Source organism: Rhizobium sp. Root482, from assembly GCF_001426565.1.
Classification (GTDB): domain Bacteria; phylum Pseudomonadota; class Alphaproteobacteria; order Rhizobiales; family Rhizobiaceae; genus Pararhizobium.
Map to the genome: position 1 here is coordinate 47,761 of NZ_LMFA01000026.1, position 19,889 is coordinate 67,649.

Consider the following 19,889-nt stretch of genomic DNA (forward strand, 5'->3'; position numbering starts at 1 on the left):
GAGTAGAACAGAAAAGCCGGCTGGTCGCCCAGCCGGCTTTTTCATGCGTATATGCCAGGGATTATTGCACGGCCGGATTCGGCTTTGCGGCAAGGCTCCAGGCCTGCAGGGCCTTGGTAAAGGCTTCCGTTCCGGTAGTTCCCTTTTCCAGCGTCAGCAGGGCGCGGCGGCCGTTGCGATAGGTCAGCGGAATATCCAGCCAGGTGCGGTTGCGCAGCAGTTCCAGATTGGTCGCCGTCGCCTCCGGGAAATCGTTGAGCGCGATCATGTGGAAATCGTCGGTGATCTTGGCAGCCACGCCGATCAGCGGATCGCCGCGGTCCTGTTCGTTCCGCTTCATCGCCACGCGCTGCACCGACTCGATGGCGCCCCCTTCGAAATTCTCGGGCAGCGAGAAGACGATCTCGATCACATGACTTGCCGGCAGCGAGCGGTCGGCATTGCGCTTGATCGTCATGATCGCCGTCAGGCCGCGATCGGGAACACTGATCTGCGCCTGGATGGTCGGCTCCGGCCGGGCATCCGCGCCCGGAGATTCTTCCTTGACCGACCAGACGACATTGCCCTCGATCGCCGTCGGCGCGGATTGCCCGAGCCGCTCCTCATAGAGAAACATCTTCTGGGCGCCGGCGGGCACGACTGCCGCTTCGCTCGTCGATTGTCCCGCGGGGGCGCCCTGCCCATCCGCCGCCGGCGTGCCCGGTGTCGCCTGGGCGCTCTCCTGCGGCTTTCCGGCCTCGGTCTGGGCAGCGACCGACTTGCCCTCCTCGGTGGCCGCTTCGCCGGCCGGTGCCGCTGCCGGCCCCTGATCGATCTCCGTCCCGTCGGTCTGGAGTTGCTGGGTGAATTTGGTAGCGGGTGCTGCCGTATCCGTTTGAGCCGGTGTCTGCGCGCCCGTTCCCGGCGTTGACAGTTCGGTCGTCCCGTCGTCTGGCGCAGACGTATCGGTGCTCGTCTGCTCCGGCGCTTGCGAGGTCACCGATGCAACCATGCCTGAAACCCAGCCGTTCACCTGGGCCTGGTTCTGCCAATACGCATAGCCGGCGCCACCGAGAACAAGCACCAGTCCGGCCGCGAGCGCGATCCTCTTCACGTTGAAAGCGGATCGCTTCGGCTCGGTGCGATAGGAAACCGGTCGTGCCGGCGCCTCCATGGCACCGTCTTCGGTCGTGGCGCCATCCTGCGCCAGCGACGGTGCCGCCGCAGCGCCCGCAGCCGCTCCGGCGCCGCCCTGCGTGAGAAGGTCTTCTATATCCGTCCATGTACCGGATTGCGCCGGGGAATCCGGCTCGGCGGGCTTTTCTACCGGCCATGACCAATCCGAAATCGCCGGCTCGGAGCTTTCAGCAGCGGCGGGAGACGTATTCTGCGCGAAAGGATCGCTGTCGTCCCAGGCCCAGGAATGCGAAGGCTCGTCGGGATGGCGCTCCTTGTCATCCGCCTCCGCGCCGATCGGCACGACGGTTTCGACCGGCTCATAGTCCGAAAGGTCGGGTATCTCGTCCGCGGTCGATACCGCTTCGTCGGACTCTGTCGATACAGGTTCGCTGTCGACGGCAAGCGGCGGCGTGTCGGTCCACTCCGGCAGTTCCCATTCGGACGGCGGCGCCGGCTTCTCGTCGGCCACGGCTTCGCCAGATTGCTCGAAATGAGGCGGCTCCGGAGCGTCATCGCCGCGCTCGTCGGCAAGATTGGTGTCTTCGGTCGTGGAAGGCTCGGCCTCGAATTCTGTCGCCGGCTCCGCCTGCACGACCACATCGACATCTTCCGCTTCCGGGTCGATGGAGCCCGGATCTTCGGCGACGTCCGGCTCGCCCTGCAGCGGCTCGTCCGCCGTTGGTTCAGGCTCGACCGCTTCCGCCTCCGGCGGGTAATCGGCTTCCTCCGACTGGGACTGTTCAGCCGGCTCGTTCTCGGCCGGGGCATCGGAAACGGGATGGTCTTCGCGAGGAGCCTCGTCGGAAGCCTCCTCCAGCTCTGTCGCTGCAGGCTGGTCGTCGGCGTCATCGTCCGCCGGATGCGCGTCTTCCGCTTCCGCCGAGGCCGGCGGCTCTTCAACCTCGGTCACGGTGCCCACGACGGGCAGATCGACGGACTGAGGACTTTCCAGACTCGGCTCGTCCAGAGCCGGCAGGGCCTCGGCATGGTCGTTTTCGACCTCACCGATCGCCGCTTCCAGCTTGCTCATCTGGCGTTCGATCATCTCGTCCGAAGGACGAGGTTTCATGTTTTCCAGCTGACGGCGGACGGCGCCGCGGGCCTTTTCATAGACCTTGGCCCGCATCTCGGGAACATTGTCCGACAGACCATCGACGGTCCTTCGAATAACTGCAACAAAATCCGCCATCAGAACTTTCTCATACCATCGGCTTCTTCACGCCAAATTCCGCCTTGTCGTCGCCGGGAAGACTAGTCCTCAAACGGGTCCGTCACAAGTATCGTGTCATCACGCTCGGGGCTGGTCGAAAGCAGAGCCACCGGAGCGCCGATCAGTTCCTCCACCTGGCGGACATATTTGATCGCCTGTGCCGGAAGATCGGCCCAGCTGCGGGCGCCGACGGTGGAGCCTTTCCAGCCTTCAAGGGTGATGTAGATCGGCTTTGCCTGGGCCTGCTGCGCCTGGCTAGCCGGCAGGTGATCGATCTCGACGCCGTCAAGCGTATAGCCGACGCAGATCTTCAACTCGTCCAGGCCATCGAGAACGTCGAGCTTGGTCAGCGCGATACCGGTGATGCCGTTGGTCGCCACCGACTGGCGCACAAGTGCCGCATCGAACCAGCCGCAACGACGCTTGCGGCCCGTCACCGTGCCGAATTCATGCCCCTTTTCCCCAAGGAACTGACCGATCTCGTCGTTCAGCTCGGTCGGGAAAGGTCCCTCCCCGACGCGGGTCGTATAGGCCTTGGTAATACCAAGGATATAGCCGAGCGCGCCTGGCCCCATGCCGGAGCCCGCCGCCGCCTGCCCGGAGACCGTGTTGGACGAGGTGACGAAGGGATAGGTGCCGTGGTCGATGTCGAGCAGCGTACCCTGCGCGCCCTCGAACAGGATGCGCGCGCCCTTGCGGCGCTGGCGGTCGAGCAGAAGCCAGACCGTCTCCATGAACGGCAGCACACGGGCGGCCACCGAAGACAGCTCCTCCATGATCGCCTCATGGCTGACTTCGGCTTCGCCCAGCCCGCGCCGCAACGCGTTGTGATGCGTGAGCAGGCGATCGACCTTGGCCGGCAGCGTATCGAGGTCTGCCAGATCCATGACGCGGATGGCCCGGCGGCCGACCTTGTCCTCATAGGCCGGACCGATGCCACGGCGGGTGGTGCCGATCTTCGTGCCGCTGTTGGAGGCGGCATCCTCGCGAATCCCGTCAAGCTCGCGGTGCAGCGACAGGATCAGCGTGGCATTGTCGGCGATGCGCAGATTTTCCGGGGTGATAGTCACGCCCTGCTTGTCGAGCTTCTCGATCTCGGCGATCAGCGCATGCGGATCGATGACCACGCCATTGCCGATGACGGCAAGCTTGCCCGGACGCACGACGCCCGAAGGCAGAAGCGACAGCTTGTAGCTGGTTCCGTCGATCACCAGCGTATGACCGGCATTGTGGCCGCCCTGGAAGCGTACGACGATATCGGCACGCTCGGAAAGCCAGTCGACAATCTTGCCCTTGCCTTCGTCACCCCATTGCGATCCGACCACCACGACATTCGTCATTTCAGATTTCCTGTTTCCTTGGCGCCTGCGATGCGCTGTCTTCAAACCCGCGCATCTATACTGTTTTGTTTTTTGGAAAGCGACCCTGTTTCACCGTGGATTTGGGCTTTTTGCATGGCATCCGCACTGTTTAGCCTATATCAGGAGCCTTTCGAAAGCTTCGGGTCATGCCCCCGGCTTCATTGCAGACTGGGGAATCATTGCCTGTGAACCTTCAAGCCTACGTCATTCTGTGCATCACGACCCTGCTCTGGGGCGGCAATTCGGTTGCCGGGAAACTGGCGGTCGGGCATGTGAGCCCGATGATGCTGACCGGCCTACGCTGGGTGGCCGCCGCCCTGGTAATCCTGGTTTTCACGGCACCGCAGGTCAAGCGCGACTGGCCGAAGATCCGCAAGAACTGGTTGATCCTGCTTGGCTACGGCGCCCTGGGCTTTACCGGCTTCAATGCCTTTCTCTACTCGGCCCTGCAATATACCAGCGCGATCAATGCCGTCATCGAGCAGGCCGGCATCCCCATGGTGATCTTCGTCGTGAATTACCTGCTCTTTCGCACCGCCTTCTCGATGGCGCAGATCGCCGGCTTCACGCTGACCCTGTTCGGCGTCGCACTGACGGCATCGCATGGGGACCTGTCGACGCTCCTGTCGCTCGAGCTCAACCGCGGCGACGCGCTGATGATGGCCGCCGGACTCGTCTATGCCGGCTACACTGTGGCGCTGCGCTGGAAACCGGATATCCACTGGAAAAGCCTGATCGCCATCACGGTGCTTGGTGCCGTCGTCAGCAGCCTGCCGCTGGTGGCCTGGGAATTTGCCGCCGGCCAGGTCATCATGCCCGATGCGCGAGGCTGGGCCATCGTCGCCTATGCCGCCCTCCTGCCATCGCTGCTGGCGCAGATCCTCTATGTCCGCGGCGTCGAACTGATCGGCCCTAACCGGGCCGGCCTGTTCATCAACACAGTACCAATCTTCGGCACGATACTGTCGATCGCGATTATCGGCGAAGCCCTGCAGATATTCCACATCGTCGCCATGGCACTGGTGCTCGGCGGCATCGCGGTTGCCGAGCGCGGGCGGCCGAAGACCGCAGACGAGGCTTAAAGAAACGAACTGAGCGTGCGGAAAGAACGGAAACGCTGCGCGCGTCCTGCGGCTGCATTGATCAGTCTGTCACAAATGGAGCGCGCCGGTTGCAAATGCGGAGTTACAGCACCGCCTCCATATAGACCGAGCCGGGCCCATAGGCCGAAAGCAACGGCGCCAGACGAGCCTCCTCGACCTCTACGAACCCATGCCGGCACCAGAACACCGCGGAGCCGCCGACGGCGGTCAGTGCCATGGCCGCAAATCCCGCGCCTTTCGCATGGTCCTTCAATCTTCCGATTAGAATATCGGACAGGCCGAGACCGCGCGCGACCGGCAGCAGCGACAGGTCGTGGATATAATAGATGTCCGCATTCCCCGGCAAGGCGCCGATCAACGCATTGATGGCGGGCGGGCCAAGGCGTAGCCAGGGATGACTGATGACATAGCCGCAGAGTTCATCCTCAAGCGTCGCGACCAGAAAACCCTCCGGATAAAGCGCCAGCCTCTCCTCGAAGACAGCACGATCCTCCTGGGAATTCGGGTGGGCGAGAGCCTGGATTGCAAGGATCGCATCCATGTCGCCGGCGACCGCCGGCCGCAGGGAAAAGTCTGCAGTCATAAAAGTCTCCCGACCGGGAGGCACGCCGGCGTTGAGGCGCGGCGTGCCTTTCCGTCTGTCACAGGTATCGCCGTCAATCGACGTTGAAGGCCAAAAGCTTGGCTTGTCGGATGGCGGCATTGGCCCTCAGCTTGTCGAGAACCTCTTCCGACACCGGACCATCGACATAGAGCAGCGCAATAGCATCCGAGCCCGCATCCTTGCGACCGAGCTGGAAATTGGCAATGTTGACGCCGGCATCACCCAGCGTCGAGCCGATGAAGCCGATCATGCCGGGTACGTCGGTATTGGTGATGTAGACCATGTGGTTGCCGACATCGGCATCGAGATTGATGTCCTTGATCTGGATGAAGCGCGGCTTGCCGTCGGAGAATACCGTTCCGGCAACCGAGCGCGTCTGGTTCGCCGTCGTCACCGTCAGCTTGATATAGCCATCGAAGACACCGGTCTTGTCGCGCTTGACCTCTGAGAGGATGATGCCCTTCTCCTTGATCATCACCGGCGCCGAAACCATGTTGACATCGGCAACCTGGCTACGGATGAGACCGGCAAGGGCGGCACTCGTCAACGCCCTGGTGTTCATCCCGGCCGTCGAGCCGTCATAGAGGATCTCGATTTCCTTGATCGCGCTTTCCGTGACCTGCCCGACAAAGGCGCCGAGCACGTCGGCAAGCCGGATGAAGGGCTTCAGGATCGGCGCTTCCTCGGCCGTGATCGACGGCATGTTGATGGCATTGGAGACGGCACCCTTGACCAGATAATCGGACATCTGCTCGGCCACCTGCAGCGCCACATTTTCCTGCGCTTCCGTGGTGGAGGCGCCGAGATGCGGCGTGCAGACGACATTCGGCAGGCCGAACAGCGGGCTTTCCGTTGCCGGTTCGACCTCGAACACATCGAAGCCGGCGCCGGCGACATGGCCGGACCGGATGGCATCGGCAAGCGCCTGCTCCACAACCAGCCCGCCGCGGGCGCAATTGACGATGCGCACGCCCTTCTTCATCTTGGCAAGCGCCGCTGCGTCGATGATATTGCGGGTCTTGTCGGTCAGCGGCACATGCAACGTGATGAAATCGGCCTTTGCGAACAGTTCGTCGAGCTCGACCTTGGTGACGCCCATTTCCTCGGCCCGCTCCTTGGAGAGGAAAGGATCGTAGGCCAGCACATGCATCTTCAGGCCGATGGCGCGCGCGCAGACGATGCCGCCAATATTGCCGGCACCGATGACGCCCAGCGTCTTGCCGGTGATCTCGACGCCCATGAATTTCGATTTTTCCCATTTGCCCGCCTGCGTCGAGCTATCGGCGCTCGGCAATTGCCGGGCTACCGCGAACATCAGGGCAATCGCATGCTCCGCCGTGGTGATCGAATTGCCGAAAGGCGTGTTCATGACGATGATGCCGCGGCGCGAGGCGGCGGGAATATCGACATTGTCGACGCCGATACCGGCACGACCGATGACCTTGAGATTGGTGGCGGCGGCAATCAGCTTTTCCGTCGCCTTGGTGGCGGAGCGGATGGCGAGACCATCGTAGTTGCCGATGATCTCGGCGAGCTTTTCCTTGTCCTTGCCGAGCTTCGGCTGGAAATCCACCTCCACGCCGCGATCGCGGAAAATCTGGACGGCGGTTTCCGACAGTTCATCGGATACGAGTACGCGAGGTGCCATGAGAGGCCTCCATGAGTTGCGTCAAAATAGGGAAAAATGGTGACCGCGCCTCCGGCGCGGTCGGAGCCGCTCAGGCAGCGGCTTTTGAAAGCGCCGCCTTCTGGGTCTGGAATGCCCAATCGAACCAGGGCATCAAGGCCTTGATATCGGCGGTCTCGATCGTCGCGCCGGCCCAGATGCGGAAACCGGAGGGCGCATCGCGATAGGCGCCGATATCCAGGGCAACGCCCTGTTTTTCAAGGAGCGTCACCATGCCCTTGGCAAAGGCCGCCTGCGCGTCCGCGTCAAGTGCCGCGATCTCCTTGTCGACGATCTTCAGGCAGACTGAGGTATTGGACCGCGTCGCCGGGTCTTCTGCCAGATTGGCGATCCAGTCGGTCCTTTCGACGAAATCATGGATCGCCTGCGCATTGGCATCAGCCCGCGCGACCAGCGCCTTCAGGCCACCGAGCGACTTTGACCAGAGGAGCGCATCGATATAATCCTCGACGCAGAGCATCGACGGCGTGTTGATCGTCTCGCCCTGGAAAATGCCCTCGATGAGCTTGCCGCCCTTGGTCATGCGGAAGATCTTCGGCAATGGCCAGGCCGGCACATAGCTTTCCAGCCGCTCGACGGCGCGCGGCGAGAGGATGAGCATGCCATGCGCGCCCTCGCCGCCCAGCACCTTCTGCCAGGAGAAAGTGACGACATCGAGCTTGGAAAAGTCCAGTTCCTGCGCGAAAGCCGCCGACGTGGCGTCGCAGATCGTCAGGCCCTTGCGGTCTGCCGGAATGAAATCGGCATTGGGGACGCGAACGCCGGAGGTCGTACCGTTCCAGGTGAAGACCACGTCGCGGTCGAAGTCGATAGTCGAAAGATCCGGCAACAGGCCGTAATCGGCGACGATCTTGCGGGTATCGGGAAGTTTCAGTTCTTTGACGACATCGGAAACCCAGCCGGAGCCGAAGCTTTCCCAGGCGACCATATCGACGCCGCGGGCGCCGAGCAGCGACCAGAGGGCCATTTCGACGGCGCCGGTGTCGGAAGCCGGAACGATGCCGATGCGGTAATCCGCCGGCACTTCAAGAATTTCGCGGGTGAGATCGATCGCCTGCTTGAGCTTGCTCTTGCCGACCTTGGCACGATGCGAGCGACCGAGCGGCGCATCGGAGAGAGCATCAAGCGACCAACCGGGGCGCTTGGAGCAGGGACCAGAAGAAAAACGGGTATTGACCGGACGCAGGTCCGGTGTGGCAGGGGTCTTCATCATGCTATCCTTCCAGATAGAAGCCTCTCGTTAGGGAGAGGTGGCCTGCCGCCGTGGATATGGCGGGCCGTGAAGGAAGTCAACAGGCTTTGTCGCTTTCGGAAAGATTTTTGCCGCTGCCGCGCTCAGGTCGTGCCGGCTACCAGAGCGACAGCCTCAGGCCGGCACGGATTTCGTGGCGGGAGAGGCCGTCGTCTTTTGCCTGGAACGTGGAACCGCCGAACATATCACCCTTGCCGATCTGCGAGTAGCGGTAGCCGACATCGAACTTCAGGCGGTCCGTCAGGTCATAGGAGGCGCCGGCCATCAATGCATAGGTAAACCGCCAGCTGCTCTCCCCACCAGGCGATGTCCTGCTCTCGGCCCCGACGCAGCCGGCCGGGAGCGCGGCGCATTCCGCTTGCGAAATATCGTTCCAGCGCAGATGGGTGACGCCGAGGCCGGCGCCGAGATAGGGCGTAAAGCCGGCAAGCGTGCCGAGATCGACATAGCCGTTGGCCATGATCCCGAGAGCGGAAAACCGAGCGGTCGTCTCATATCGGCAACCGGTCGGCGGCAAGGCGCCGGCACAGGGTTCGGCGGTAAAACTGTCCGCATCGAACCGGCCTTCGAAGTAATCGACCGTCACGTCGGTGCGTACCATGTCGCTGATCTGGTAGCCGACCCCCAATGATCCTGACAACGGGTTGCCGAACCGCGTTGCATCGAAAGCATGGCCGTTAGTGGTGCCGGTGGCCGGGTTGAAGACGTCGAAGGAAGGATTGCCCTCATCCGCCCAGCCGGAATAACCGAGATCGCCGCGCAGGTAGAAGCGTTGCGCAGCGGTTTCAGCAGCCGAAATCGTCACTTCCGGCGCGTCGAGCAGGGTGTCGTCCGCCATTGCCTGGCTGCCACTGAACGACAGTGAAAGCATGAGCAGATTCACGGAAATATGGCGCCAGTTCATCATCGCATCCCTGGGAAAGGTCACCGGACGGCGGGAATCACCCTCCCACCACGGCGTTTACATGCGTTAACTATTGCAGCCGGCGGTTAATCGATGGTTAACCATGCCTGTCAACGATGGTGATGACGGACATGCGAAAAGGCCGCCCGTGAAAACGGACGACCTTTTGAAGACCATGAATATGAGCTGGCTTACTTGTAGATGATCGGCTCGGCCGGGGGCTCATAGGCAACAGGGCAGCCGCCGAACGAATAGCGCAGGCCGGCGCGGGCCTCGTGTACATAGATGCCTTCATCCGAACCCGGACCGCTGCCGGCGTTGAAGCCGAACATGTCGCCGCCCAGAACATGGCGGAAGCGATAGCCGACATCGGCCTTGAGATTGCAGGTGAGGTCGATCGCGGTACCGGCCATCAGACCGTAGGTGAAGCGCCATTTGCTGTAGCCGTCATGATCGAACGACGGGTCGCAGTTCGCCGGATTGCCGGTTTCGCAGCTCGTATTACGCAGCTTGTCCCAACGAACCTGCGTGCCACCGATGCCAGCGCCGACATAGGGTGTGAACGAGCCATAAGTGCCGATATCGACATAGGCATTGGCCATCAGGCTCCAGGCCGCAAGCGCCGAGACGTCACGCGAGGTGCAGGCGACGGCAACGCCACAGCCACCGGTGGTCGATCCCTCGAAATCGGCCTTGCCGAGATAGTCGAGCGTCACATCGGTGCGCAGGTAATTGTTGATCTGGTAGCCGACGCCGACACCGATCGAGTAGGTGTCGTCGAGATCGGCGTCGTCGAAGTCGCGCTCGAAACGGCCCGGTCCCTGGTAGAAATGGGCGCCGCGAAGATTGGTGAAGGCATAGCCGACATCGCCGCGCAGATACCAGCCGCTGGCCTCGGCGATCTGCACAGGCTCGGAAATCGGCTGTTCCATGGGCGGTTCGTAGAAATCCGCAGCGAAGGTCGCGGTGCCGCCCAGCATAGCTGCAACAACGCCAATCAAAATAGTCTTCATGGCCTCACTCCAATACATTTGTTGCTTGGTCAGCCGTCAGACCGGCCTCCAATAGTGTCAGGAAGGATCATGAAGAAGAAAGGTTAAGGTCCAATTAACTACAAAAATTTACCGTAACCGTTAAGTACTGTTGGGCTGCGAAACCGTGGGCGTCAGTCACCGGTCGATAAAAAGGCCGGGCAACGCCCAGCCTTTTCCCTTCATCTCAGCCAAGATCAGGCGACGTTGCGCACGGCGCCGATCACGCTCACCAGCTCATCGACGATACGCTCGACCTGCGCGTGATCGTCGCCTTCGGCCATTACGCGGATTAGCGGTTCCGTGCCGGAGGGGCGGATGAGCAGACGGCCATTCCCTGCGAGCTCGGCCTCCGCATCGGCGATCGCCTGGCGTACCGCGGCATTTTCGAGCGGCATGCCGGCCGAGACCCGGACATTCTTGAGAACCTGCGGCACCGGCTCGAAACTGTGGCAAACCTCGCTGACCGTCTTGTCCTGCCGCTTGACGCAGGCAAGCACCTGCAATGCGGCAACGAGGCCGTCGCCCGTGGTGCCGAAATCAGACAGCACGATATGGCCGGATTGTTCGCCGCCGACATTGAAGCCGTGCTGGCGCATATGCTCGACCACATAGCGGTCGCCCACCTTGGTGCGGTGCAGATCAAGTCCCTGCCGGTTGAGATAGCGCTCAAGGCCGAGATTGGACATGACGGTCGCGACGACGCCGTTGCCCTTGAGCAGTCCGTCGCTTGCCCAGCTATTGGCAATCACCGCCATCAGCTGGTCGCCGTCGATGACGGTCCCGTTCTCATCGACGATCAGAACCCGGTCGGCGTCGCCGTCGAGCGCGATGCCGATATCGGCGCGCACCTCATGCACTTTGCGTGACAGCGCCGCCGGATGGGTGGAACCGCATTCCAGGTTGATGTTCAGGCCGTTCGGCTCGTTGCCGATCGTCACCACATCGGCACCCAGTTCCCAGAGCGCGAGCGGCGCGACCTTGTAGGCGGCGCCATTGGCGCAGTCGATCGCCACCCTCAGCCCCTGCAGCGTCACGTCGCGCGGCAGCGTGCGCTTGGCATGTTCGATGTAGCGATAGATATCGCCCTCAACTCGCTTGGCCCGACCGATTTCCTGGGACTTGGCCAGTTGCGCCGTCATGTCCTTGTCGAGCAGGTCCTCGATCTGGCCTTCCATCTCGTCGGAAAGCTTGTAGCCGTCCGGGCCGAACAGCTTGATGCCGTTGTCCTCGAAGGGATTGTGGGAGGCGGAGATCATCACGCCGATATCGGCGCGCAGGGATCTTGTCAGCATGGCAACGCCCGGCGTCGGGATCGGGCCGAGCAGGAACACGTCGAGGCCCGCAGCCGTGAAGCCGGCCACCAGCGCGTTTTCAAGCATATAGCCCGAGAGCCGGGTATCCTTGCCGATCACCACCCGGTGACGATGGGCACCATTGCGAAAGATCGTGCCGACCGCGATGCCGACGCGCATCGCAAGGTCCGGCGTCATCGGAAACAGGTTCGATTGACCGCGGATGCCATCCGTGCCGAAATATTTTCGCTTCATAAAAACTCCAGATCCTATCAAAAATCAGGCGCGGCCTTGCGCGGCGCTTGGCAGAGGCGTCTGCTGCGGGGAGCGTGCCGGCCCGACCGGTTGACGGCCAGCATCAAGCCAGCCTGTCGCGATCGCGTGGAAATTGCGCATTCCCGCTGTCTTGCCACAAAATCGACCGAACGGCATCCCGTTGCTTCATCAGAATTCGTTACAATACGTTACAAGCTCTAACAGACAGGAAAGACCGGAGGCCAAGACGGAAAAACCGCCGCGCCTTTCAGCGCAGCGGTTTTTTATCAATTTCGACGGTCGCACAAGCCTATTGCGGCTGCGGTTCGAAACCGCCCTCGGGCTCCTCGCCCTTGTTACCGACCGAGCCGTCCTTCTTGGTGCCGGCAGACGGAACGGCGGACCCGCGATGCGGCGTGTCGTCGCCAAGATCGCGCGCTGGCTTTTCGCCGCGGATCAGGGCCTTGATCTCGTCGCCCGTCAGCGTCTCGTATTCGAGCAGGCCTTCGGCAATGGCGACGAATTCGGAGTGCATCTCGGTGATGATGCGGGTTGCCTCGACGTAGGCTTCGTCGATCAAACGACGCACCTCGGTGTCGATTTTTTGCGCCGTCGATTCCGAGACATTCTTGGACTGCGAAACCGAATGGCCAAGGAACACTTCCTGCTGGTTTTCACCGTAGGCGACATGGCCCAGCACGTCGGAGAACCCCCACTGCGTCACCATCGCGCGCGCAAGCTTGGTGGCCTGTTCGATATCGGACGATGCGCCGGAGGTGATGTTTTCCTTGCCGAAGGTGATTTCCTCGGCAACGCGGCCGCCCATCATGATGACGAGGCGCGACACCATCCACTTGTAGCTCATGGAATAACGGTCGCCCTCCGGCAACTGCATGACCATGCCGAGTGCGCGTCCGCGCGGAATGATCGTCGCCTTGTGCAGCGGATCGGCGACGGGAACCTTGAGCGCGGTGATGGCGTGACCGGCTTCGTGATAGGCGGTCAGTTTCTTTTCGGCCTCGGTCATGGCGGAGGAGCGGCGTTCCGCGCCCATCATGATCTTGTCCTTGGCGTCTTCGAATTCCTGCATGGTGACGACGCGCTTGTTGCGCCTTGCCGCCATCAGGGCAGCCTCATTGACGAGGTTCATCAGATCGGCGCCCGAGAAGCCGGGTGTACCGCGCGCCAGCACCTTCAGATCGACATTCGGTGCCAGCGGCACATTGCGAATATGGACCTTGAGGATGCGTTCGCGGCCGTTGATATCCGGGTTCGGCACGACGACCTGGCGGTCGAAACGGCCCGGACGCAAAAGCGCCGGGTCGAGAACGTCGGGACGGTTGGTTGCGGCAATCAGGATGACGCCCTCATTGGCCTCGAAACCGTCCATTTCCACAAGCAACTGGTTGAGCGTCTGTTCGCGCTCGTCATTGCCGCCGCCAAGGCCGGCGCCGCGATGGCGGCCGACAGCATCGATTTCATCGATGAAGATGATGCAGGGCGCATTCTTCTTGGCCTGCTCGAACATATCGCGGACGCGCGACGCGCCGACGCCGACGAACATTTCCACGAAATCCGAACCGGAAATCGTGAAGAACGGCACATTGGCTTCGCCGGCAACGGAGCGGGCAAGCAGGGTCTTGCCCGTACCCGGAGGGCCGACCAGAAGGACGCCGCGGGGAATACGGCCACCGAGCCGCTGGAATTTCTGCGGGTCGCGCAGGAATTCGACGATTTCTTCCAGATCCTGCTTTGCCTCATCGACGCCCGCGACGTCGTCGAAGGTGACGCGGCCATGCGCTTCCGTCAGGAGCTTGGCCTTGGACTTGCCAAAACCCATGGCACCGCGGGAACCGCCCTGCATCTGCCGCATGAAGAACAGCCAGACGCCGAGGATGAGCAGCATAGGCAGAAGCGTGCCGACGAAGCTCAGGAAGCCGGAGGAACCATCGGTTTCGGGGCGAACCGTCACGGTTACATTCTTGGCTTCCAGCCGCTCGGTGAGCGTCGTATCGATTGCGGGCGCATAGGTCTGGAAGGTCGCGCCGCTTTCGGCATAGGAGCCGACCACCTTGTTGCCGGTGATCACCACTTCCTTGACACGGCTGCCATCAACCTCCTTCAGGAACTGGGAAAAGGGCACTTCCTTCGATCCGGTACGCTCGGTCGGCTGCTGGAACATGCTGAACAGCGCGATCAGCAGCAAGGCAATGATTGCCCAGAGGGCAAAATTTCTGAAATTAGGGTTCATCGAACTCCCCGGAACCTGTCGCAACCCGCAATGATTTGTGGCTGCATTCTTGTGCATAACATAGGGTTGCGTGACCGGCTTGCCAAGGTGAAGTCAAGTCTGCCCCGCCATTTCCGTCAAACATCGTGAACCGGAGGAGCAAGATACCGATCCCGACCGAAGAGCGCGGCGATACGATCGGCTATCATCCGGTCGAAACACGGCAAAAAGGTGTCGTAGAGGCCTATATGTGGCTCCAGACGAACATCCGGCGGCACCGGCCCGGAACTCGCTGGGAAGATGCCCGGTGCGGATTTCAGCGCCCGTTTGGCGACCGCCTCGGGCAGGCCTGCGGCAATCAGTCCCGCATCCATATTCCGCGCCTCGCCTGCCGGCCGCACGATGACCGGCTCCGGCCCGGAATTGACAAGGTTGAACCGTCCATCCCAGATCGCCCGCTGTCCGGGCTCGACGGCAATCTCCGGCAGCCCCCTCGCCTCGCGATAGAGATAAAGCCCGTTCCGGCGGTGATCGAACACGACGCGCGCTGCCGTCATGCGGTCACAGGCGCCCGAGGCCAGAAAAGTGGCAAGCCGCGAAGCGGTTTCCCGGCCGGGCAGGTTTTCACGTCCGCCGATGACGGCTGCGAGGCAAAGAAGAGCGCGCCGGGTGTCCGGATCAGCCGTCTGCGCCGCCAGTTCCGGCGTGACCCGCGCGGCGAGCCCGGAAAAAAGAGCGGCATTCTCCGCCAGCAGCGCCGCCATACGCTCGCTCGAATGCCGACGCGCCTTTGCGGCCGCCTGTTGCGACAGCGTCAGACCGGCATCGCCGCCCAGAGACTGACGGATCCTGACCCGCTCGAAACCGCTATCGGTATTACTCGGATCGTCGATCCACCCCTCCCCGATCGACGCGAGATAGTCGCGGATCGTGGAGCGTTGGAGACCAAGAAACGGCCGCAGTACCCAGACGCGGCGATCGACAAGCACCCCTGCGGCCATTCCGGCAAGGCCAGGCGCGTCGGGCAGCGAGCGGCTTTGTCTCATGGCAATGGTCTCAGCCTGATCATCGGCGGTATGTCCGGCAAGGATGCAGGTCGCGCCCATCTCCTGCGCGGCATCGGCCAGGAGCCGGTAGCGCGCGACGCGGGCCGCGGCCTGGATGCCCGTTTTCGGCTTTTCACCCCGCCAGGCGCAGGTGACATGCGGGATGCCGCGCTCGGCGCAGAGGGCAGCGACACTGCGCGCCTCATCGGCGGCCTGCGCTCTCAACCCATGATCGACGGTGCAGGCGGCAAGCGAAAAGCCGGAAAAACCGCCCTTCGTCATCGCATCGTTAAAGGCAAGCATCAGTCCCTTGGAATCGCTGCCGCCGGAAATGGCGACGAGGAGCCTGCCGGTAATCTTGAAGGTGGAGAGAAATTGCTTTGCCGTATCGACGGCGGCGTGCGGCGCTACGCGGTCCGCCTCAGCAGGCAAGACGGCCCTGCTCGCTCGTGACCTTGGCTTTCACAGCCGGTGAGGCCTTGGGATATCGCTTGCTGACCTCGCGCAGCGTGGCACAGGCCGTGTCCTTGTTGTCGAGAGCCGCAAGCGACATGCCGAGCTTCAGCAGCATTTCCGGCGCCTTGAGAGACTTGCCGTAGGCCTGGTGGGCATTGAGGAAGGTCTTGGCGGATTCGTTGAACTTGCCTTGGGAATATTGCGCCTCACCCATCCAGAAGCTCGCATCCGCCGCCTTCTCGCCCTCCGGGAAGGCTTCCAGATAGTCGCGGAATTCGTTTTCGGCCAGCCCGTAGTCGCCGGTCAGCACATGGCCATAGGCCGACTGGTAGAGATCGCCGGGATTGTCGAGGGCGGCGGTCTGCTGCTGGCTGTCGGGCGTGGCGTTGAGGCCGGGGTCGACGCCGGGAAGCGTGGTGTCGAGGCTTGCCGCATCATTGTTGGCCGCATCATTGTTGGCGCGATCAGTATTGGCCGCGACCGGATTGCCGGCATCGTCGAAGATGATCTGCCCGAGCGTCGTCGGCGGGGCACCCGTGGTGCCGCTTGCAGCGGTATCCGATCCCAAACCTGCGTTGGGATCGGTTGCGATCGCCTGATCGTTCGTCGCCGGCGCGGTGCCGGCGGCCTGATCGTTCGTCCGTGGTGTTTCCAGCTGGCTCTTCTTGGTGGAGCCCGATTTGCCGCTTTCCAGGTCTTGGAAGCGGAACTCGTTGTCCTCCTGGAATTTGCGGATCTGTTCCTGCATCTGCAGGAGCTGGAAACTCATTTCCTCGATACGCCCGTTGAGCGAGCGGATCTGTTCCTCGAGCTGGCCGATCCGTCCGACGTCGTTCGACTGGACCTTCAGCAGCGGCGCCCTGTCAGGCGATTGCGTCTCGCCTTGGACTGCGCGGTTAAACCATGCGGAGAGCGGCATGGCGGTTGCCGTCTGCGCCAGCCCCGTAAAGGCGGTCAGACCGATCATTCCCGCCACGACAAAATGTTTCATGTCATGTGTCCTGTTGTAGATTCCACGCTCCCCCGAAGCCGGTCTCAAATCCGCCTTCGGGCGATCGCCGCACAGTTTTTCCAATTGCCGCCAAAAAGCAACGGAGTTCGGTCAAAGTGTGACAAAAAAGAAAAGGCGACCCGACCGGCCGCCTTTTCGTGACGCGTTCGGCCGGTCCGACGCTTACATGCCGGCGCCGCCGAGAACGGTGACGGCACGGCGGTTCTGCGACCAGCAGGAAATATCGTCGCAGACGGCGACCGGCTTTTCCTTGCCATAGGAGATCGTCTTGATCTTGGCAGCGGGAATGCCCCGCGAAGCGAGGTAATCGCGGGTTGATGCGGCACGGCGTGCACCGAGCGCCAGGTTATATTCTCGGGTGCCGCGCTCGTCGGCATGGCCTTCGACAGTGATCGCGTAGTTCGGGTACTTCGCCAACCACTGGGCCTGGCGGTCGAGCGTTGCCTGCGCATCGGCGCGGATCGAGGTGGAATCCGTGTCGAAGAAGATGCGGTCGCCGACATTGACCGTGAAGTCCTGGGTCGAGCCCGGGGTCGCGGCATTCAGACCGAGCTCGCCGGCGCTGTTGGGCAGGTTCTTCTTGGACGCGCAGCCGGCGATGGCGAGCGTCAGGAACAGGGCAACCATCACGGGGTTGCGGGCGATGGTCTGCATGCGGCCTTCGGCCTGGGCGTGAATGCGGCTCATGGGCCGGTCTCCTTGGATGTGTAAGTCAGGGTTGCCAGACTGTAACCGGAAGCGGTTAATCCACTTTCAACGACTATGGTTAACGCTTCGTCAAATCAGCGCGTAAGGCTTGCTAATCAGCACTTTGCGGCAGGAAAGCGGCAGGCTTGCCACATTCCTGTCCGCATCGCGCAATGCTATTCGAGCAGTGGCGACCAAGCCGGATCGGAAGCGAAGCCCTGGGTCGGGACCAGTTGTTCGTTATAGCCCGTAAGGTCGATCGAATAGAGCTGCGGGCCGCCTGCGCCGGCATTCTGGCGGAAGAACATCAGGACGCGGCCGTTCGGCGCCCAGGTCGGGCCCTCATTGTGGAACCCCGTCGTCAGGATGCGCTCTCCCGAACCGTCCGGCTTCATCACGCCGATCGAGAACTTGCCGCCCGATTGCTTGGTGAAGGCGATGAGATCGCCGCGCGGCGACCAGACCGGCGTCGAATAGGAACCGTCGCCGAAGGAGATGCGGGTCTGCCCGGCACCGGAGGCGCTCATGACATAAAGCTGCTGCCTGCCGCCGCGGTCGCTTTCGAACACGACCTGGCTACCGTCGGGCGAATAGGAGGGCGAAGTATCGATGGCAGCCGTCGAGGTCAGGCGGGTCGTCGTGCGCGAGCGCAGGTCCATCGTATAGATATTGGCATTGCCGTCCTGTTGCAGGCTCATGATCACCCGCTGGCCGTCCGGAGAGAAGCGCGGCGCAAAGGTCATGCCCGGAAAATTGCCGACGACTTCGCGCTGCCCGGTTTCGAGCTGCAGCAGGAAGACGCGCGGCTCATTGCCTTCGAACGACATATAGGTGATTTCCTGCTTGTTCGGCGAGAAGCGCGGCGTCAGCACGATATCGTTGGAATTGGTGATCGCCCGGGCGTTGGCGCCGTCCTGGTCCATGATCGCCAACTGCCGCTTGCGCGCCGTCTTCGGGCCGCTTTCGGCGACATAGACGATGCGGGTATCGAAATAGCCCTTTTCGCCGGTGATCCGTTCATAGATCGCATCGGCGATGATATGGGCGACACGGCGCCAGTTTTCCGGTTGGGTGAAGAATTGCTGGCCGGTCATCTGCTGCCCGGCAAAGCTGTCCCACAGGCGGAATTCCGCCTTCAGGCGACCGTCGGCCTCCTGGGTGACGCGGCCCGTGACCAGTGCCTGGGCGTTGATCACCTTCCAATCCTCGAAGCGCGGTGCCGCATCGGGATTGGTGATCTTCTCGATGAAGGCACCCTTGTCGATCGGCGCAAACAGGCCGGAACGCTTCAGGTCAGCCGCCACCACGTCGGAGATCTTCTGCCCCAGTTCGCCCTGCAGGAAGTCGGTAACGGCGATCGGCAGGGGCTCGACATTGCCCTTGTTGATGTTGATTTCCACCAGCGCATGGGCCGGCGCGGTCAAAAGCGTGACCATTGCGGCAAGCGCGAGGAGAAAACGGAAGGGGTTGCGTTTCAGCATGATACCAAAGCCTTTCAGCCGTTCATTCGTTTTGTTGCTTAAAAGAGCATCGAACTCGGGTCGAAATTGACGACCACTTCGCTCCAGGAATCGTATTTCTCGGCGGGAAGCCCCTTGAAGGGCACGGATTTGCGGATGGCGCGCGATGCGCCGCTGGCCAGCGCCCGGCGCGCGGCTTCCGATCCGCCCGTCGCCTCGACCTCCGGCGAACCGACGAGATTGCCGTCGCGGTCGAGCTGCATCGTTACCCTGATGCGGACTTCGCTCGCATCCGCCATGCCGGGGATGATAGACCAGTTGTTCTGGATCTGGCCGCGCAGGGCATCCATCTCGCTCTGCGACAGGGTATTGCCGACCGTTGTCTTCTTGCCGCCGAAGGCCGTCGGATCCTTTGCCCGCTTGGCGCCGCCGCCGGACGAATCCTGCTTGTTGAGAAGGGCCGCCACCTCGTCGGCATTGAAATCGCTCTCCTTGGCGGTCGACGACTTCTTCTTTTCCTTCTTGTTCTCTTCGTTCTTGCGATCCGGGGTCTTGGCGGTCTGCGCCTGCTGCTCGACCTTCGGCTTCATCACCGGCGTCGGGATCCTGTCGGGCAGCGCTTCGGCTTCCGGGTTCTCGGCAGGCTGTTCCTCGGCGGGCTGCTCCTCCGGCTTCGGATCGGGCTTCACCTCTTCCTTCGGCTCGGGCAGGGAGGCGACTTCGGTCGCCGGCTCGGAAGCCGGCTTTTCCTCGGTCACTTCCGGGGCATCCTCTTCCACGGGCTCCGGCGTCGGAACGGGCTTTTCCTCGGCCTTGATGGCGCCGGTCGATTCCTTCTCGATCGGTTTTGCTTCCGGCTTCGGCAAGGTTTTCAGGTCGACATCGTTGTCGCCGATATTCTGGGCGTCGGCCACTTCGGTCGGCTTCTTGGTCGGCACGGGCGAGGATTTCTCGGCCTTCGGTGCCTGCTTGTCGCCTTGCTGGATCTGGGTGAACTCGTCGATCGGAACGATATCGACCGGCATCGACTCGAGACTGGAGACTTCGAAGTCTTCCGGGCTGCCGAGCGAAACCAGCGCCCAGGTGAGCACCAGGGCATGCAGGACCGCGGATGTGATGAGACTGGTCTTCATCGTCT

Annotated in this window: 15 protein-coding genes; 1 reads left to right on the plus strand and 14 read right to left on the minus strand. The window is 62.3% G+C overall.

Features of this window, described 5'->3' with window-relative positions; all coding sequences use genetic code 11:
* Positions 1–61: 61 nt before the first annotated feature.
* Positions 62–2,347: a hypothetical protein gene (locus ASD31_RS23125; RefSeq protein WP_056339625.1), complete on the minus strand. Its 2,286-nt coding sequence runs from the start codon at positions 2,345–2,347 to the stop codon at positions 62–64.
* A 62-nt stretch (positions 2,348–2,409) separates the two neighbouring features.
* Positions 2,410–3,708: an adenylosuccinate synthase gene (locus ASD31_RS23130; protein ID WP_056339633.1), complete on the minus strand. Its 1,299-nt coding sequence runs from the start codon at positions 3,706–3,708 to the stop codon at positions 2,410–2,412.
* Between the two features lie 206 nt (positions 3,709–3,914).
* On the opposite strand from ASD31_RS23130, the gene ASD31_RS23135 reads away from it, so the two are divergent.
* Positions 3,915–4,811 (plus strand): DMT family transporter, encoded by an 897-nt coding sequence (locus ASD31_RS23135; RefSeq protein WP_156392784.1) that lies wholly within the window; start codon positions 3,915–3,917, stop codon positions 4,809–4,811.
* Positions 4,812–4,914: 103 nt separating this feature from the next.
* Here the strand turns inward: ASD31_RS23135 and ASD31_RS23140 are convergent, their stop codons facing one another.
* The 12 genes from ASD31_RS23140 to ASD31_RS23195 form a co-directional block, all read right to left on the minus strand.
* A complete protein-coding gene (locus tag ASD31_RS23140; RefSeq protein ID WP_056339640.1) occupies positions 4,915–5,415 on the minus strand; it encodes a GNAT family N-acetyltransferase in 501 nt (166 codons plus the stop codon).
* A 73-nt stretch (positions 5,416–5,488) separates the two neighbouring features.
* A complete protein-coding gene (gene serA / locus ASD31_RS23145) occupies positions 5,489–7,084 on the minus strand; it encodes a phosphoglycerate dehydrogenase (RefSeq protein ID WP_056339643.1) in 1,596 nt (531 codons plus the stop codon).
* A 70-nt stretch (positions 7,085–7,154) separates the two neighbouring features.
* A complete protein-coding gene (locus tag ASD31_RS23150) occupies positions 7,155–8,333 on the minus strand; it encodes a phosphoserine transaminase (protein WP_156392801.1) in 1,179 nt (392 codons plus the stop codon).
* Positions 8,334–8,472: 139 nt separating this feature from the next.
* On the minus strand, positions 8,473–9,279 hold the full coding sequence (locus tag ASD31_RS23155) for an outer membrane protein (RefSeq protein WP_082520680.1): 807 nt from the start codon (positions 9,277–9,279) through the stop codon (positions 8,473–8,475).
* 191 nt (positions 9,280–9,470) lie between these two features.
* Entirely contained in the window at positions 9,471–10,292 is an 822-nt protein-coding gene (locus ASD31_RS23160; protein ID WP_056339648.1) for an outer membrane protein, read from the minus strand.
* A 215-nt stretch (positions 10,293–10,507) separates the two neighbouring features.
* Positions 10,508–11,860, minus strand: a complete 1,353-nt coding sequence (glmM, locus tag ASD31_RS23165; RefSeq protein ID WP_056339652.1) for a phosphoglucosamine mutase — start codon at positions 11,858–11,860, stop codon at positions 10,508–10,510.
* A 310-nt stretch (positions 11,861–12,170) separates the two neighbouring features.
* Complete coding sequence (gene ftsH / locus ASD31_RS23170) at positions 12,171–14,111, minus strand: ATP-dependent zinc metalloprotease FtsH (RefSeq protein WP_056339655.1); 1,941 nt, start codon at positions 14,109–14,111, stop codon at positions 12,171–12,173.
* A gap of 116 nt (positions 14,112–14,227) precedes the next feature.
* Complete coding sequence (gene tilS, locus ASD31_RS23175; protein ID WP_056339659.1) at positions 14,228–15,568, minus strand: tRNA lysidine(34) synthetase TilS; 1,341 nt, start codon at positions 15,566–15,568, stop codon at positions 14,228–14,230.
* On the minus strand, positions 15,558–16,583 hold the full coding sequence (ybgF, locus tag ASD31_RS23180; RefSeq protein WP_056339662.1) for a tol-pal system protein YbgF: 1,026 nt from the start codon (positions 16,581–16,583) through the stop codon (positions 15,558–15,560). The genes tilS and ybgF overlap by 11 nt, the downstream gene beginning before the upstream one ends.
* 183 nt (positions 16,584–16,766) lie before the next feature.
* Entirely contained in the window at positions 16,767–17,291 is a 525-nt protein-coding gene (pal, locus tag ASD31_RS23185; RefSeq protein WP_056339665.1) for a peptidoglycan-associated lipoprotein Pal, read from the minus strand.
* A gap of 176 nt (positions 17,292–17,467) precedes the next feature.
* Positions 17,468–18,772: a Tol-Pal system beta propeller repeat protein TolB gene (gene tolB / locus ASD31_RS23190; RefSeq protein WP_056339668.1), complete on the minus strand. Its 1,305-nt coding sequence runs from the start codon at positions 18,770–18,772 to the stop codon at positions 17,468–17,470.
* Between the two features lie 38 nt (positions 18,773–18,810).
* A complete protein-coding gene (locus ASD31_RS23195; protein ID WP_056339672.1) occupies positions 18,811–19,884 on the minus strand; it encodes a hypothetical protein in 1,074 nt (357 codons plus the stop codon).
* Positions 19,885–19,889: the final 5 nt, after the last annotated feature.